Origin of the sequence: Methylobacterium sp. 174MFSha1.1 (assembly GCF_900116815.1) — a bacterium.
Taxonomy (GTDB): domain Bacteria; phylum Pseudomonadota; class Alphaproteobacteria; order Rhizobiales; family Beijerinckiaceae; genus Methylobacterium.
Window position 1 is genome coordinate 102,602 of the sequence record NZ_FPCB01000012.1, and the last position, 14,714, is coordinate 117,315.

Sequence of the window (14,714 nt, forward strand, 5' to 3'; positions counted from 1 at the left end):
GCCATGACCGAGACCCGAGATCAGGCTTTCGACGTCGACCTGTTCGTGATCGGCGGCGGCTCCGGGGGAGTGCGGGCGGCGCGCATCGCCGCCGGCTACGGCGCTAAGGTGCAGCTCGCCGAGGAGTACCGGGTCGGCGGCACCTGCGTGATCCGCGGCTGCGTGCCGAAGAAGCTGATGGTCTATGCCGGCCGGTTCAGTGACGAGTTCGAGGACGCCGCCGGCTTCGGCTGGGAGGTCGGCACCCCGCGCTTCGACTGGGCGACCCTGAAGGCCCGGCGCGACGCCGAGGTGACGCGGCTCGAGGGCATCTACGCCACCAACCTGATGCGGGCCGGCGTCGAGGTGGTGGCCGACCGGGCGGTGATCGAGGATGCCCACACGGTGCGCCTCGTGCGCGCCGGCACCCGCGTGCGCGCCCGCCACATCCTGGTCGCGGTCGGCGCCCATCCGGTGAAGGAGCCGCTGATCCCCGGCGCCGAGCTCGCCATCACGTCGAACGAGGTGTTCGAGCTGGAGACGCAGCCCGAGCGCATCCTGGTGGTCGGCGGCGGCTACATCGCGGTCGAGTTCGCGGGCGTGTTCGCCGCCCTCGGCACCCGCACCACCCTGCTCCACCGCGGCGACCGGCTGCTGCGCGGCTTCGACGGCGAGATCCGCCAAGCCCTCGGCGAGGCCTACGCCAAGCGGATGGACCTGCGCCTGAACAGCACCGTCCACCGCCTCGACCGGCGCGATCGCGCGATCTGTGCCACCCTGAGCGACGGCAGCGAACTCCTGGTCGACCAGGTGCTGGTGGCGACCGGGCGGCGCCCGAACGTCGCCGGCCTCGGGCTGGAGAAGGCCGGCATCACCCTCGACGCGGAGGGCGCCATCCCCGTCGACCGCTTCTCGCAGACCGCCGCGACCTCGATCTACGCCGTCGGCGACGTCACCAACCGCGCGGCCCTCACCCCGATCGCGATCCGCGAGGGCCACGCCTTCGCCGACACGGTGTTCGGAGGCAAGCCCTGGGCGGTCGATCACGACCTGATCCCGACCGCGGTGTTCTCGACCCCGGAGATCGGCGTCGTCGGCCACGGCGAGGAGGTGGCGCGGCGCCTGTGCGGCGAGATCGACGTCTACGAGGCCCGCTTCCGGCCGATGAAGGCGACCCTGTCGGGCCGCGACGAGCGGATCCTGATGAAGATCATCGTCGAGCGGGCGAGCGACCGGGTGGTCGGCGTCCACGTGCTCGGCCACGATGCCGGCGAGATCATCCAGGCGGTCGGCATCGCGGTGACGATGGGGGCGAAGAAGGCCGATTTCGACCGCACCATCGCGGTCCACCCCACCGCCGGCGAGGAGCTGGTGACGATGCGCACGCCGTCGGTGGTCAAGCAGCCGGTGGCGGTGGGCTGAGGGCAGCTCTGAGGTGAGGGCAGTCCCGGGCCGGGGGCCAAGGGCGGTCCTGCGGATCAGGCGCGGGCGGGATCGTCTTGCCGCCGCTGCGCGACATCGGTCCGTGCCGCTGCGGCAACACGCCTCGCGCGCACGGTCCGTGCGGGAACGTTCGCGCGTGAGCCCCCTCGCGCCGCGGGCCAAACCCCCCTATAAGCCCGGCTTCCGCGACCGACCTGACCGGTTATCGAAGAGGTGCGCGAGGAGAGGACGATGAGCGAGCGTTGGACCCCCACGAGCTGGCGGCGGCTGCCGATTCAGCAGGTTCCGGATTATCCGGATTCCGCTTCTCTCGAGGCGGTGGAGCGGCAGCTCGCGAGCTTTCCTCCGCTGGTGTTTGCCGGTGAGGCGCGCAAGCTGAAGCAGAATCTCGCCAAGGTCGCGGCGGGCGAGGCCTTCCTGCTCCAGGGCGGCGATTGCGCCGAGAGCTTCGACGAGCATTCCGCCGACAACATCCGCGATTTCTTCCGCGTCTTCCTGCAGATGGCGCTGGTGCTCACCTTCGCGGGCGGCTCGCCGGTGGTGAAGGTCGGCCGCATCGCCGGGCAGTTCGCCAAGCCGCGCTCCTCGCCGGTCGAGACCGTCGACGGCGTCACGCTGCCGAGCTACCGTGGCGACATCGTCAACGGCATCGGCTTCTCGGAGGCCGAGCGCGTGCCCGATCCGCGCCGGCAGGCCGAGGCCTACCGCCAGTCGGCCGCGACGCTGAACCTGCTGCGCGCCTTCGCCACCGGCGGCTACGCCAATCTCGAGAACGCGCATCGCTGGATGCTCGGCTTCGTCAAGGACTCGCCCCAGTCCTCGGCCTATGCCGACCTCGCCCAGCGCATGACCGAGACCCTCGACTTCATGCGGGCGATCGGCATCAACCCGGAGACGCACCAGGAGGTGCGCCAGACCGACTTCTACACCAGCCACGAGGCCCTGCTGCTCGGCTACGAGGAGGCCCTGACCCGGGTCGATTCGACCAGCGGCGACTGGTACGCCACGTCGGGCCACATGCTGTGGATCGGCGACCGCACCCGCCAGGCCGACCACGCCCATATCGAGTTCGCCCGGGGCATCAAGAACCCGATCGGCCTCAAATGCGGCCCGTCGCTGAAGGCCGACGACCTGATCCGGCTCGTCGACCTGCTGAACCCGACCGATGAAGCCGGCCGCCTGACCCTGATCTGCCGCTTCGGCGCCGACAAGGTCGGCGACCATCTCCCGGGCCTGATCCGGGCGGTGGAGCGCGAGGGCCGCAAGGTGGTGTGGTCCTGCGACCCGATGCACGGCAACACCGTGACGGCGAGCGGCTACAAGACCCGGCCGTTCGAGCGGGTGATGAAGGAGATCCAGGGCTTCTTCGACATCCACCAGGCCGAAGGGACGCATGCCGGCGGCATCCACCTCGAGATGACGGGCAAGAACGTCACCGAGTGCACCGGCGGCGCCCGGGCGCTGACGGCGGACGACCTGCGCGACCGCTATCACACATATTGCGACCCGCGCCTCAACGCCGAGCAGGCGCTCGAGGTGGCGTTCCTGACCGCCGACCTCGTCAAGCGCGAGCGCCGGCAGCATGAGCACCCGCGGATCGAGGCGGCCGAGTAGGTTTTTCGGATCGTCGGAATGAGGGGGGCCCGGGAGGGGTGCCGCAAATGCGGTGCCCCTCCCGGGCTATCCGTGTCGAGCCGAGCTGAACAGCCTCTGTGAGCCTGTTCGAGTGAACTCCAAAGAGTTGACACCCTGCATGTCATCCCGGGTTCTCGACTTCGCCGAGCCCCGGGATGACATGCAGGGTGTCAAGTCTGTAGAAGACAAGCAAACGGGCGCCGAGAGAACAGGCGGGCGCCCTACGAAGACGCCCCAGGCTCCAGCCCGGCCGGCCGCTCCTGCGACCGGAACGGATGCACCAACTGCTCGCCGAACCCGCGCGGGAACGCGGGGTCGCCGTTGCCGAAATCCTGCGGCAGGACCCCCTTCGGCATGTAGTACGTGCCGAAGATCAGGTCGATGACGGGGAAGCAGCCGGCGAAGTTGCTGTTGCCGCCCTCCTCCGGCCCGGTGTGGTGCCAGCGGTGGAAGACCGGGCTCACCAGGACGTAGCGGAAGGGGCCGAAGGTCCAGTCGAGATTGGCGTGGGCGAGCGCCGAGACGCCGACATTGAACGGCACGAGCATGAGCAGCACGTCCGGCGAGATGCCGAGGAGGAGCGGGACCACGTCCGCGAGGGCGCCGTGGAAGACCGCGTCGACCGGGTGGAAGCGGGCGGCCGAGGTCCACTCGATCTCCTCGGAGGAGTGGTGGATGGCGTGGAAGCGCCACAGCCGCATCGTGTGGAACAGCCGATGCGTCGTGTACATCACGAGGTCGGACAGGATCAGGTAGAGCGGCGCCTGCGCCCAGAGCGGCAGGCCGGCAAGCGGCCCGATCCCCTCGCCGAACAGGCGGGGCAGCCCGAGCGTCGCCGGGAGCCCGTTCAGCAGGAACAGGCCGATGACCAGGAGCCAGATCCGGGCGTAGCCGGAGACCACCGGGATCACGAACCAATAGCAGACATCCGTCACGATGTCGGGCTTGCGCCACCACGGCCGGCCCGGATTGCAGGCCCGGGCGACCCAGGCGATCACCGTGAACAGCAGGCCGAGGATCGTCAGCAGCAGCACGATGCTGACGGTGCTCTGGCCGAGATTCTGGATCACGCTCCAGAGCGAGGGCGGCGTCGGAACGGTCGGCATCGTCGCGAACCTTGCTTGCGAACCAAGATTTCGGGCTAGGATTTCGGGGTCGTGAACCGGCGGATCTGCGCCAGCGCCGCCTCGACCTGGAGGGTGAGGAGCGCGCGCCCGCGTTCCGCCGTGGCGCGGCGGGGATCGCCGCTGCTGCCGTCGCCGGCGAGCCCGAGCCGGGCGAGGAGCGGCGGCGGCGCCCGGTCGAAGTCGACGCGCTCGGGCGCGGTCGCCATCAGGGAGGCGTGGTCGGCGAGGCCGGCATGACCTCCGATCGTCGCCGCCGTCTCGCCCTGCGCCTCCAGCCAGAGCGTCTGCGCCCGGTTGCCCGCGACGTAGTAGTCGTCGACGCTCAGCACCCGCACGCCCTGGGGCGCCCAGTCGCGGTCGAGCTTGCCTGCGACCCGCTGCTGGGGCGCCAGCGAGCCGCCGTGATCGGCGATGAACAGGATGGTGCGGAAGCCCTGCCCCTTCAGGCTGCGGGCGATGCCCTCCAGCGTGCCCGCATAGGCCTCCTCGGAGACGCCGAGCGTGCCCGGGAAGACGAGGTTGCCGGTCGGCGGGTCGAAGTCGCCCTGCGGGACGTAGGACACGACCGGGGCGATCAGCGTGTGTCCGAGCCCTTCCGCGATGCGCCGCGCCGTCCAGGCGACGATGCTGTCGTGCTTGGCGATGGCGAGGTAGGGGCCGTTCTGCTCCAGCCCGCCGCTCGGGACGAGCGCGGTCGTGTAGCCCTGGTCGAGGGCCTGGCGCACCTCGACCCAGGTCATCTCGGCCATCGCGATCCGCTGCACCGCGGGTGCTGGCCACGAATGTTGCAGGGTCAGGACGCCGAAACCCAGGAGGGTGCAGCCGGTCAGGACGGCGCGCCGGGAGGAAGGAAGCGGGCGGAAGGTCGGCATGCGAGGACTGGCATGGGGGCGTGCGGCGCCGTCGCTTCGCGGCCGCGGGTCGAGGCGGTCATAAACCGGAAAGCTTAACGGAGCGGCCGCAGGCGCCCGCCGCCCTCGCGCGAGATTGTCGGTCCGGGAGGCTTGCAAGAGGCTTGCGCCCCCGCCGGACCGTCGCTATACCGCCGCCATCCCGCCGGGCCAGCTCCCATCGTCTAGCGGTCTAGGACGTCGCCCTCTCACGGCGAAAACAGGGGTTCGAGTCCCCTTGGGAGCGCCACCGGCCGGATCTTTCGGACAACGCTGATTCTTGGTTGCGGGCGCGCCGCTCGCGCGGCGTCGTGCCTGCTTCGCGCGTCCGGCGACCCCCTCCCCCAAAGCGGTAGGCGATCCCCGCCCCCTCCACCAAGGTATACGCGCGCCGGCGCCGTCCCGGCTGTCCTCCCGTGGATCGGCCTGCTAAGCATCCGCCATACGACAATCGTATTCGGCGAGAGATGTGATGCAACGTGTCGTCATGCGCCTGCTGATCTCGGTAGTCTTATGTATGATGCTCGCAGCATCGTTCCGCCTCTTGTTTGAGCAATTCTCGCCGCGTGTGCTGGCGTTGATGCCGCTCGATGGCGCTGCGGAAGTCTATCCGGGCTTGCCGATCGCGGTGGGCTTCTCCCGCGACATGGCGCCGGAGACGATCGGGCCCGCGACGATCGCCCTGCGCGAGGAGGGCGGTGCGCCGGTCGCGGTTGCGATCACCTACGACGCGGCCCAGCGCTCGGCGCGGCTGGTGCCGCAGGCGCCCCTGCGGCCGGGCGCGACGTACCGGATCTCGGTCGGGGCCGGAAGCCGGCCGGAGAGCACAATCGGGCTCGCCCTGCGGCAGCCGGCGGAGGGGCGCTTCACCGTGGCGCCGCCGCCCGGGCTCGCCGAGGAGCCCGGCGCGCCGGTCTTGGTGGCGGTCGGCCCCGGGAACCCCTTCGGGCCGTACTACGCCGAGATCCTGCGGGCGGAGGGGCTGAACCTGTTCTCGGTGGTCGCGACGCAAGATCACACGCCGGAGCGCCTCGCCCGGACCGCCCTGGTGCTGATGACCGAGGCGCCGGACGAGGCCCTGGCCGCGCGGCTCTCCGACTGGGTGCAGGACGGCGGCAACCTGATCGCGATCCGGCCCGAGGGCGCGTGGCTGCCGCTGTTCGGCCTCGCTCCGGCCGGGGATGCCCTCGGCGAAGAGGGATCGGCCGGTCGGTATCTCCAGGTCGACGCGCAGGCGCCGGCCGCCCGCGGCATCGTCCACCAGGCGATGCAGTTCCACGGCCCCGCGACCCGCTACGCCGCGGAAGGCGCCGCGATCCTCGCCCGCCTCTCGACCGGCGCCGCGGCCCTGCCCTGGCCGGCCGTGTCGCTGCACCGCGCCGGCCAGGGCCAGGCGGCGGCCTTCGCCTTCGACCTCGCCACCTCGGTGGTGCGCCTGCGCCAGGGCAATCCGGCCTTCGCGGGCCAGGAGCGGGACGGGCTGCCGCCGCGGCGGCCGAACGACCTGTTCTTCCCCGACTATCTCGACCTCGCGCGGGTGGCGATCCCGCAGGCCGACGAGCAGCAGCGGCTGCTCGCCAACCTGATCGTGACGATGAGCGCCGAGCGGCTGCCGCTGCCGCGGGTCTGGTACCTGCCCGACGAGCGCCGCGCCGCCCTGATCATGGCCGGCGACGACCACGCCACGCGCCGCGGCACCCTGGATTCCTACAAGCGCCTCGTCGCCGAGAGCCCGCTCGATTGCCGGCCCGAGGCCTGGGACTGTGCGCGGGCGACCTCCTACGTCACGCCGGCGACGCGCTTAGGAGCGGACGACGCGCAAACCTACGCCGCGCTCGGCTTCGAGACGGGGATCCACGCCGATACCGGCTGCCGCGACGTCGACGGCGCGACCCTCGGCCTGGCGCTGAGCCGCCAGGTCGGCGGCATCGGCGAGACGCTCGGCCTGCCGCCCCAGGAGACCCATCGCCTGCACTGCGTCACCTGGAACGGCTGGGCCGACACCGCCAAGATCGAGCGGGCGGCCGGGATCCGCCTCGACCTCGGCTACTATTACTGGCCGGGCTCGTGGATCCGCCGGCGGCCGGGCTTCATGAACGGGTCCGGCTTCCCGATGCGCTTCGCCGACCTCGACGGGCGGGTCCTCGACATCTACCAGGCCGCCAGCCACCTGGTGAACGAGAACGGCGTCGACCAGCGCACCGGCATCGCCGCGATGCTCGACCGGGCGCTCGGCCCCGAGCAGTTCTTCGGCGCCTTCGGTACCCACTACGACTACACCGACGGCTATTTCGACCACCTCGTCGCGGCGGCCCGCGAGCGCGGCGTCGCGATGATCTCGGCGGCGCAGATGCTGCGCTGGCTCGACCGCCGGGAGGCGACCCGGTTCGAGGCCCTGGCCTGGAACGGGCACGACCTGACCTTCCGGGTCCAGCTCGAGGACGGGCCGGAGCGGGTGACCGGGATGCTGCCGGTCTCGGCCCTGTCCCACCGCCTCGCGGCGATCACCCGCGGCGGCCAGCGGGTGCATTTCCGGACCGAGACCATCAAGGGGATCGACTACGCGATGTTCGACCTGGAGGCGGGCCGCTACGCGGTGCTCTACGACGAGAAGACCTCGGCGATGCCGCTCCCGGCCCGGCTGCGGTGAGGATTCTTTGATAAGCCCTGCGGCATCGGGGACGCACCACCTTTCCAGATCCCGGGCGTTGGGCCGGGACCGCGCCGCAGGATGCGGCGCATTCCCGACCACCACGCGACCCCCGAGGCCCGACCCGATGGCTGCCGACACCAACGCCCTCTCCGACCGCGCCCTGTCGATCTTCGCCTTCGCGGCCTACCACCACCTGATCAGCGGCCAGCCGATCAGTTCGGTGGTGCGCCGGGACGGCCGCGGCCACCAGGCGGATCCCGAGGGCGCCGCCGAGGTCGAAACGCGCGGTCTCGCGACCCTGAGCGACGACGAGATCACCTTCACCGAGCCGGGCGTCGCCTTCGTCGAGAAGACGGTCGCGGCGATCCGCCAGGCGAGCGGACGGTAGATCCCGGCCGGGTTCCGGTCCCCAGCGCTTGACGGTCCGCCCGCCGCGATGGAACGCATGGCCGTCGCGGCGCCCTCCCCGGGGCCGCTCGGAGACGTGACCGTGGACGCGCCCGCCCTCGCCCGCCTGATCGACCACACGCTCCTGCGGGCCGACGCGACCCCGGCCGAGGTGCGGCGCCTGTGCGAGGAGGCGCTGACCCACCGCTTCAAGGCGGTCTGCGTCAACCCGGTCCATGTCGGCCTCGTCGCCGGGATCCTGGCCGGGAGCGACGTCGCCCCCTGCTCCGTCGTCGGATTCCCCCTCGGGGCGGTGATGCCGGAGGACAAGGCGGCGGAAGCCGCGGGCGCGGTGGGCCGGGGTGCGACCGAGATCGACATGGTGATCGCGCTCGGCGCCCTGAAGGCTGGCGACCACGCCGTGGTGCGAGCCGACATCGCGGCGGTGCGGGCCGCCTGCCGGGGCTCGGTGCTGAAGGTCATCGTCGAGACCTGCCTCCTTGACGACGCGCAGAAGCGCCTCGCCTGCCTCCTCGCGGTCGAGGCCGGCGCCGATTTCGTCAAGACCTCGACGGGCTTCTCGACCGGCGGCGCCACCGTGGCCGACATCGCCCTGATGCGCGCGACGGTGGGCGACGCCGTCGGCGTCAAGGCGTCGGGCGGCGTGCGCAGCCTGGAGGCCGCCCGCGCCATGGTCGCCGCCGGTGCGACGCGGCTCGGCACGAGTTCGGGCGTGGCTTTAATGACGGCGGGGGTGGCGGGCGGATCGTATTGAAGGCGAAACGCCCCGGCTCGACCGCGCGCGACCCTGTTTGCGGTGGCAGACCGGCTCGAAATCTTCGTCGTCATCTCGCGCTCTCGCCCTCGGCGAGCTGCATGGTGACGAGAAGCGACGTCGGCTCGTGCGTGAGCTTGCTCGTCGCCCTCGATCGAGCACGCGCTCGGAACTAGGCCTCGGCTGGTGGAGGTTATCCTCCAGTCAGCTTGCTGCCGTCCTGTCTCGTGCTGTCAGCCTAGCTATGTCGATCTGAGTCAAAAGTATGATAGCGCAACTTTAAGGTGATGAAACCCTGAGGCAGGCGTATACGATTGTACGCTCGATTACCGTTAGAAATCCGAACGGCCGGTTTTGATAAGGCTTGCACAAGCTTTTCGGGTACGATCCAAGCGCTGCCAAAATACGGACGTGCTCGCCGATGTTCCTGCCACCCCGCCTCCTGCGACGGCTCCGCCTGCCCCGCACCTGGATCGCGCTCGGCGTGCTGGCCCCGATCGGGATGCTCGTCGTGTCCGGGCTCATGCTGCTCGACCTGCGGCGGGACGCCTGGGACAAGGCGGACCAGACCTCGCTGAACCTCCTGCAGGTCATCGAGCGGGACATCGCCCGCAACATCGAGATCATCGACCTCACCCTTCGCGCCGTCGTCGACAACCTGAAGGCCCCCGGTGTCGCCGAGGCCACCCCGCAGCTGCGCCAGCTGATCCTCTTCGATCGGGCCGCGACGGCCCGCGACCTCGGCGCGATGCTCGTTATCGACGAGAACGGCGACAGCATCGTCGATGCGGCCGGCTGGCCGCCCAGGCGCGTCAACTACGCCGACCGTGAATACTTCCAGGCCCACAAGGCCGATCCCGATTTGGGCCTGCACATCAGCAAGCCCCTGGTGTCGCGCCTTCTGAAAACGTACGTCGTGGTCCTGAGCCGGCGCATCGACAAGCCGGACGGCTCCTTCGGCGGCCTCGTGATCGGCAGCCTCAAGCTGTCGTATTTCAGCAGTCTGCTGGATCAGATCGGCCTCGGCCAGGATGGCGCGATCAACATCTATCTGCGCGATGGAACGCGCCTGATGCGCTACCCGTACAATGAGGATGACATCGGGATCAACATTTCCGGCACGCCGAACTTCGACCGTTTCGTGCGCGAAGGACGTGGCAGCTTCGTCGGGGTCTCGGTGCGCGATCGGGTGGAACGGCACTATGCCTTCGCGCGCATCGGTCACTGGCCGCTCCTGCTCAACGTCGCCCTCTCGACGCGCGAGATCGAGGCGGCCTGGCGCGCCAAGGCGCTCGTCATCACGGTGGTCGTCGTCGTCCTGTGCGGCCTGACGAGCCTTCTCTCGCTGCTTTACGGGCGGGACCTGCGCCGCCGGGCCCTGTTGCAAGCCGAGCTCGCCCGTCTCTCCCGGACGGACGTCCTGACGGGGCTGCCCAACCGGCGCCGCTTCGAGCAGGTCTTCGACCGCGCCTGGCGACAGGCGGGGCGGACCGGCAAGCCGCTCGCCCTGCTCGCCGTCGATGCCGACCACTTCAAGCGCTGCAACGACCGCTACGGGCACGCGGTCGGCGACGAGGTGCTGAGGCGACTCGCACGTTGCCTCTCGGCGAGCGTCCACCGGCCGGACGACATCGTGGCGCGAATCGGCGGCGAGGAGTTCGTGGTGCTTCTGCCCGGCACCGACGTGGCCGGCGGGCTGCGCATCGCCGGCAAGATCCACGAAGCCGTCGCGACGCTGAGCGTGCAGGCGGCCGGCATCGCCGCCGGCGCCGTCACGGTGAGCATCGGCCTCGCGGTCGGGCCGGCTGCCGGCGAGGCGGCGTGTGACGACCTCTATCGGCGAGCCGACGCCGCGCTCTACGCGGCCAAACGAGCCGGCCGCAACTGCACCCGCTCCGGCGCGATCGACCTCGAGACGCCACCCGTGACCCTACGTCTGGCCGGCCTGTGATCCAGGATCGAGCACGATGACCAGCGCCGCCCGTCAAGTGCGGCGTCGGTGAGGGGTTGGTCTGGAGCACTTTACGATCGCAGTGCACTCGCGAAGCTCTCTAGAACTGTGATTTTGCTGCATCTTCTGCGACGAACCGGTATCCACTTCGCCGGAAAACGCTCTGGTCGCCTTACGCGACCTCCGGCCGATACCGCTCCGGCCGCGTCCCGTCCTCGTCCGTAAACCCGTACGATCGCGCCAGGTCGGCCGCATGCAGCACCCGGCCCGCGAGGGCCTTCACCCCGGGATCGCCCGCGAGCGCCGCCAGCGCCCTCCCCGCGTAGAGTGGGCTCTCCCCCGCCTCGCCCCCCATCCCGGCCTCCACCACCCGCTCGGTCCGCACCAGGCCGGGCGCCAGCGCCAGAGCCGTCACGCCGTAGGGCGCCAGTTCCTCCGCCATCGCGAAGGCGAGGCGGTTGGTGGCGGCCTTGGCGAGGTCGTAGAACAGGTCGCCGAGATAGGCGTCGGTGTCGAACGAGACCAGCGCCAGCAGGCCGCCCTTGGCCGAGACCATGGCAGGGGCCACCGCCCGGGCGAGGATCAGGCCGGCGAGCGGGCCCGTCTCGAGGTTGTGGCGCAAGGGCGCGAGGCCGCGGCGCCAGAACGCGGTGCCCCATGTGGCGCCGTCGGGGTAGCGCACGCCGTCATAGCCCTCGTTGCCGCCCCAGACGCTCGACACCGCGACGTCGATGCGGCCGAAGCGGCGCAGGACCCAGCGCACCATCGCGTCCACCTCCGGCTCGCGGGTGTGGTCGCACAGGTAGTGGTGGCCGCGCCCGCCCGCGAGGTCGACCTCCCGGGCGGTGTCCTCCAGAGCCTCGTTGCGCTGGTCGGTGCGCCGGCCGGTCTCGCTGGAGCGCGCGGTGACCACCACCGTGGCCCCCGCCTCAGCCAGCGCCCGCGCGATGCCGCGCCCGACCCCGCGCGAGGCGCCGGCGACGAGGCAGACCTTTCCCGAGAGATCCGGGATTCCCGCAGGCCTCACCGGGTGCCGCGGGACAGGAAGCGCTGGAACGCCGCCTGCGCCTCGGGCGAGCGCAAAGCCGCATCGAAGGCCGAGGCCTCGGCGTCCATGGCGGCGCGCACCGCCTCGTGGTCGCCGCGGATCAGCCGGCGGGCGGCGGCGAGCGCCTGGCGGGGCTTGGCGGCGAGCTTCGCGCCTTGAGCCAGCGCGTGTTCGAGCAGTCCGTCGGCCGGGACGACCGCGTTGGCGAGGCCGAGCCGCACCGCCTCGTCGGCCCCGAAGGCCTCGCCGAGGAGCAGGAGCTCCGTCGCCTTCGGCAGCCCGACCCGGCGCGGGAGCAGGTAGCTCGACGCCGCCTCCGGCACGAGGCCGAGATCGACGAACGGCATCCGGAAGGTCGCGGCGGGCGCGACGTAGACGAGGTCGCAATGGAGCGTGAGCGTGGTGCCGACCCCGACCGCGAGCCCGTCCACCGCCGCCACCATCGGCGTGCGGGTCACGGCCAACTGGCGGATGAAGCGCAGGGACGGCGCCTCGCCGAAGGACTGTTCCGCCCGGGCGACGAAATCGGCGATGTCGTTGCCGGCGGTGAACACGCCCTCGACCCCGGCGAAGACCACGGCGCCGACGCCCGACCCCTCGCGATCCGCCGTTTCCAGCGCCTCCCGCATGGCGTCGTACATGGCGCCGGTGAGGGCGTTCTTCTTCTCGGGGCGCGCGAGTTGGACGAGGCGGACGCCGCCGGGTTGGTCGGTGATGCGGACGTGGTCGGTCATGGTGTCACCAGCAGGATGATGAGACGGGCAAGAAAGGCCCAATCAACAGAATGATATCCTCTACGTCATCCCGGGGCTCACTGACGGCGAGAACCCGGGATCCATAATCGCTGACGCTTCAGGACGAAGCGATACGCGTCCCGCCCGGTCCGGCACTGTCGGCGGTTATGGATCCCGGGTTCCGCTGCGCGGCCCCGGGATGACCCTGTGGGTGTCAGGAGCGGTTGCGCACCGTTTGGAGGCGGGCGCGACCGTCGAAGACCCCTCACCCTGCGAGCGCCAGCGCCCCGTCCTGCAGGAAGCCGCCGCCCCCGGTCACCGTCTCCTCAAGCCCGCGCGCGGCCGTCGCGAGGTTCTCGGCGAAGAACCGGGCGAGCGCGATGCGGGCCGGGTGCGCCGGGTCGCTCTCACCCGCTTGCGCCGCCGCATGCGCCGCCAAAGCCGCCTGCGCCAGGCAGGTGCCGCCTTGTGCGAGGCCGAACAGGCGCAGGTACGGGGTGGCGCCGGCGAGCGCCTCCTCGGGCCGGTTCGAGCCCAGCGCCTTGAGCAGGGAGCTCGTGGCCCGGTCGAGGGACTCGATCGTCTCGCGCAGGCGCGGGGCGGTGTGGCCGAAGGCGGGCCCGCCCTCCTTCAGCACCCGCTCGGCGACGAGGCGCAGCGCGCCGATCTGGCCGCGCACCACCGCGCCGTTCTCCAGCGGCAGCTTGCGGGTGACGAGGTCGATCGCCTGGATGCCGTTGGTGCCTTCGTAGATCGCCGCGATGCGGGCGTCGCGCAGGTGCTGGGCGGCGCCGGTCTCCTCGACGAAGCCCATGCCGCCATGGACCTGGATGCCGAGCGAGGCGACCTCGATGCCGATATCGGTGGAGAAGGCCTTGGCTACTGGGGTCAGCAGCGAGGCCCGCGCCTGCGCCGCCTTGCGCCCGGCCTCGTCCGGCGCCCGGTGGGCGCGGTCGATGGCCTCGGCGGTGAGGTAGCAGATGCCCCGGGAGGCGCCCGTCAGCGCCTTCATGGTGAGCAGCATCCGCTGCACGTCGGGATGCTCGATGATCGCGCTCGCACCCTCGCCCGCGGCGCTCGCCCGGCCCTGGCGGCGGTCGCGGGCGTACAGAAGCGCCTGCTGGTAGGCGCGCTCGGCGATGGCGACGCCCTGGAGGCCGACGCCGAGGCGGGCGTTGTTCATCATCGTGAACATGCAGGCGAGGCCCCGGTTCGGCTCGCCGACGAGCCAGCCGGTGGCGCCGTCATACACCATGGTGCAGGTCGGCGAGCCGTGGATGCCGAGCTTGTGCTCGATGCCCGCGCATTTGAGCGCGTTGCGCGCGCCGTCCGGCAGCACCTTCGGCACCAGGAACAGCGAGATGCCGCGGGTGCCGGCCGGCGCGTCGGGGAGCCGGGCGAGCACCAGGTGGACGATGTTGTCGGTGAGGTCGTGCTCGCCCCAGGTGATGTAGATCTTCTCGCCCGAGATCCGGAAACTGCCGTCGCCGGCGGGTTCGGCGCGGGTGCGCATCACCGAGAGGTCCGAGCCGGCCTGCGGCTCGGTGAGGTTCATGGTGGCGGTCCACTCGCCCGAGACCAGCTTCTCGAGGTAGCGGGCGCGCAGCTCCTCGCTACCGTGCCGGCTCAGCGCTTCGACGCCGCCGGCGGTGAGCAGCGGCCCGAGGCCGAAGGCCATCGCGGCGGAGTTCCACATCTCGATGCAGGCGGCGTTGAGCAGGATCGGCAGGCCCTGGCCGCCATACTCGACCGGGCCCGGCAAGGCGTTCCAGCCGCCCTCGGTCCAGGCGCGGTAGGCCTCGCGGTAGCCCGGCGGCATCGTCACGACGCCGTCCTTGAGCGGGGTGCCGTGGCGGTCGCCGACCTTGTTCAACGGCGCCACCACGTCGTTGGCGAAGCGGCCGGCCTCCTCCAGGATGGTGTCGACGAGATCGTCCGAGAGGTCGCCGTGCAGCCCCTCGGCGATTGCGCGGTCGAGCCCGGCGACATGCCGGAGGGTGAAGGCCATCTCGGCCACGGGCGCGCGATAGGTCATCGAGGGCTCCTCCCGACAGAGCTTCAGGCGGCTTCACCGGGCGAGCTGCCTTGCGAA

Annotated in this window: 11 protein-coding genes and 1 tRNA gene; 7 read left to right on the top strand and 5 right to left on the bottom strand. The window is 71.1% G+C overall.

From position 1 onward, the window contains the following. Positions 1-3 precede the first annotated feature (3 nt). Positions 4-1,401: a glutathione-disulfide reductase gene (gor, locus tag BM430_RS11415; protein ID WP_093567378.1), complete on the top strand. Its 1,398-nt coding sequence runs from the start codon at positions 4-6 to the stop codon at positions 1,399-1,401. Positions 1,402-1,653: 252 nt separating this feature from the next. Next, on the top strand, positions 1,654-3,036 hold the full coding sequence (locus BM430_RS11420; RefSeq protein WP_093567379.1) for a class II 3-deoxy-7-phosphoheptulonate synthase: 1,383 nt from the start codon (positions 1,654-1,656) through the stop codon (positions 3,034-3,036). Positions 3,037-3,278: 242 nt separating this feature from the next. On the opposite strand, the gene BM430_RS11425 is transcribed toward BM430_RS11420, so the two are convergent. Continuing rightward, a complete protein-coding gene (locus BM430_RS11425) occupies positions 3,279-4,163 on the bottom strand; it encodes a sterol desaturase family protein (protein WP_093567380.1) in 885 nt (294 codons plus the stop codon). A 35-nt stretch (positions 4,164-4,198) separates the two neighbouring features. Next, a complete protein-coding gene (locus BM430_RS11430) occupies positions 4,199-5,056 on the bottom strand; it encodes a creatininase family protein (RefSeq protein ID WP_093567381.1) in 858 nt (285 codons plus the stop codon). A 192-nt stretch (positions 5,057-5,248) separates the two neighbouring features. On the opposite strand from BM430_RS11430, the gene BM430_RS11435 reads away from it, so the two are divergent. The 5 genes from BM430_RS11435 to BM430_RS11455 all read left to right on the top strand — a co-directional run bounded on the left by BM430_RS11435 (position 5,249) and on the right by BM430_RS11455 (position 10,840). After that, positions 5,249-5,324 (top strand) — tRNA-Glu (locus BM430_RS11435). 270 nt (positions 5,325-5,594) lie between these two features. Then, positions 5,595-7,724, top strand: a complete 2,130-nt coding sequence (locus tag BM430_RS11440; protein WP_280142274.1) for an Ig-like domain-containing protein — start codon at positions 5,595-5,597, stop codon at positions 7,722-7,724. A 127-nt stretch (positions 7,725-7,851) separates the two neighbouring features. Next, on the top strand, positions 7,852-8,115 hold the full coding sequence (locus tag BM430_RS11445; RefSeq protein WP_093567383.1) for a hypothetical protein: 264 nt from the start codon (positions 7,852-7,854) through the stop codon (positions 8,113-8,115). 102 nt (positions 8,116-8,217) lie between these two features. Beyond that, positions 8,218-8,889 (top strand): deoxyribose-phosphate aldolase, encoded by a 672-nt coding sequence (gene deoC / locus BM430_RS11450; protein ID WP_244539444.1) that lies wholly within the window; start codon positions 8,218-8,220, stop codon positions 8,887-8,889. 421 nt (positions 8,890-9,310) lie between these two features. Beyond that, positions 9,311-10,840 (top strand): sensor domain-containing diguanylate cyclase, encoded by a 1,530-nt coding sequence (locus BM430_RS11455; RefSeq protein ID WP_093567385.1) that lies wholly within the window; start codon positions 9,311-9,313, stop codon positions 10,838-10,840. Between the two features lie 172 nt (positions 10,841-11,012). On the opposite strand, the gene BM430_RS11460 is transcribed toward BM430_RS11455, so the two are convergent. The 3 genes from BM430_RS11460 to BM430_RS11470 form a co-directional block, all read right to left on the bottom strand. Further along, positions 11,013-11,867 (bottom strand): SDR family NAD(P)-dependent oxidoreductase, encoded by an 855-nt coding sequence (locus BM430_RS11460; RefSeq protein WP_093567386.1) that lies wholly within the window; start codon positions 11,865-11,867, stop codon positions 11,013-11,015. After that, positions 11,864-12,622 (bottom strand): enoyl-CoA hydratase-related protein, encoded by a 759-nt coding sequence (locus BM430_RS11465; RefSeq protein ID WP_093567387.1) that lies wholly within the window; start codon positions 12,620-12,622, stop codon positions 11,864-11,866. The genes BM430_RS11460 and BM430_RS11465 overlap by 4 nt, the downstream gene beginning before the upstream one ends. A 265-nt stretch (positions 12,623-12,887) precedes the next feature. Continuing rightward, a complete protein-coding gene (locus BM430_RS11470; protein WP_093567388.1) occupies positions 12,888-14,657 on the bottom strand; it encodes an acyl-CoA dehydrogenase family protein in 1,770 nt (589 codons plus the stop codon). Positions 14,658-14,714: the final 57 nt, after the last annotated feature.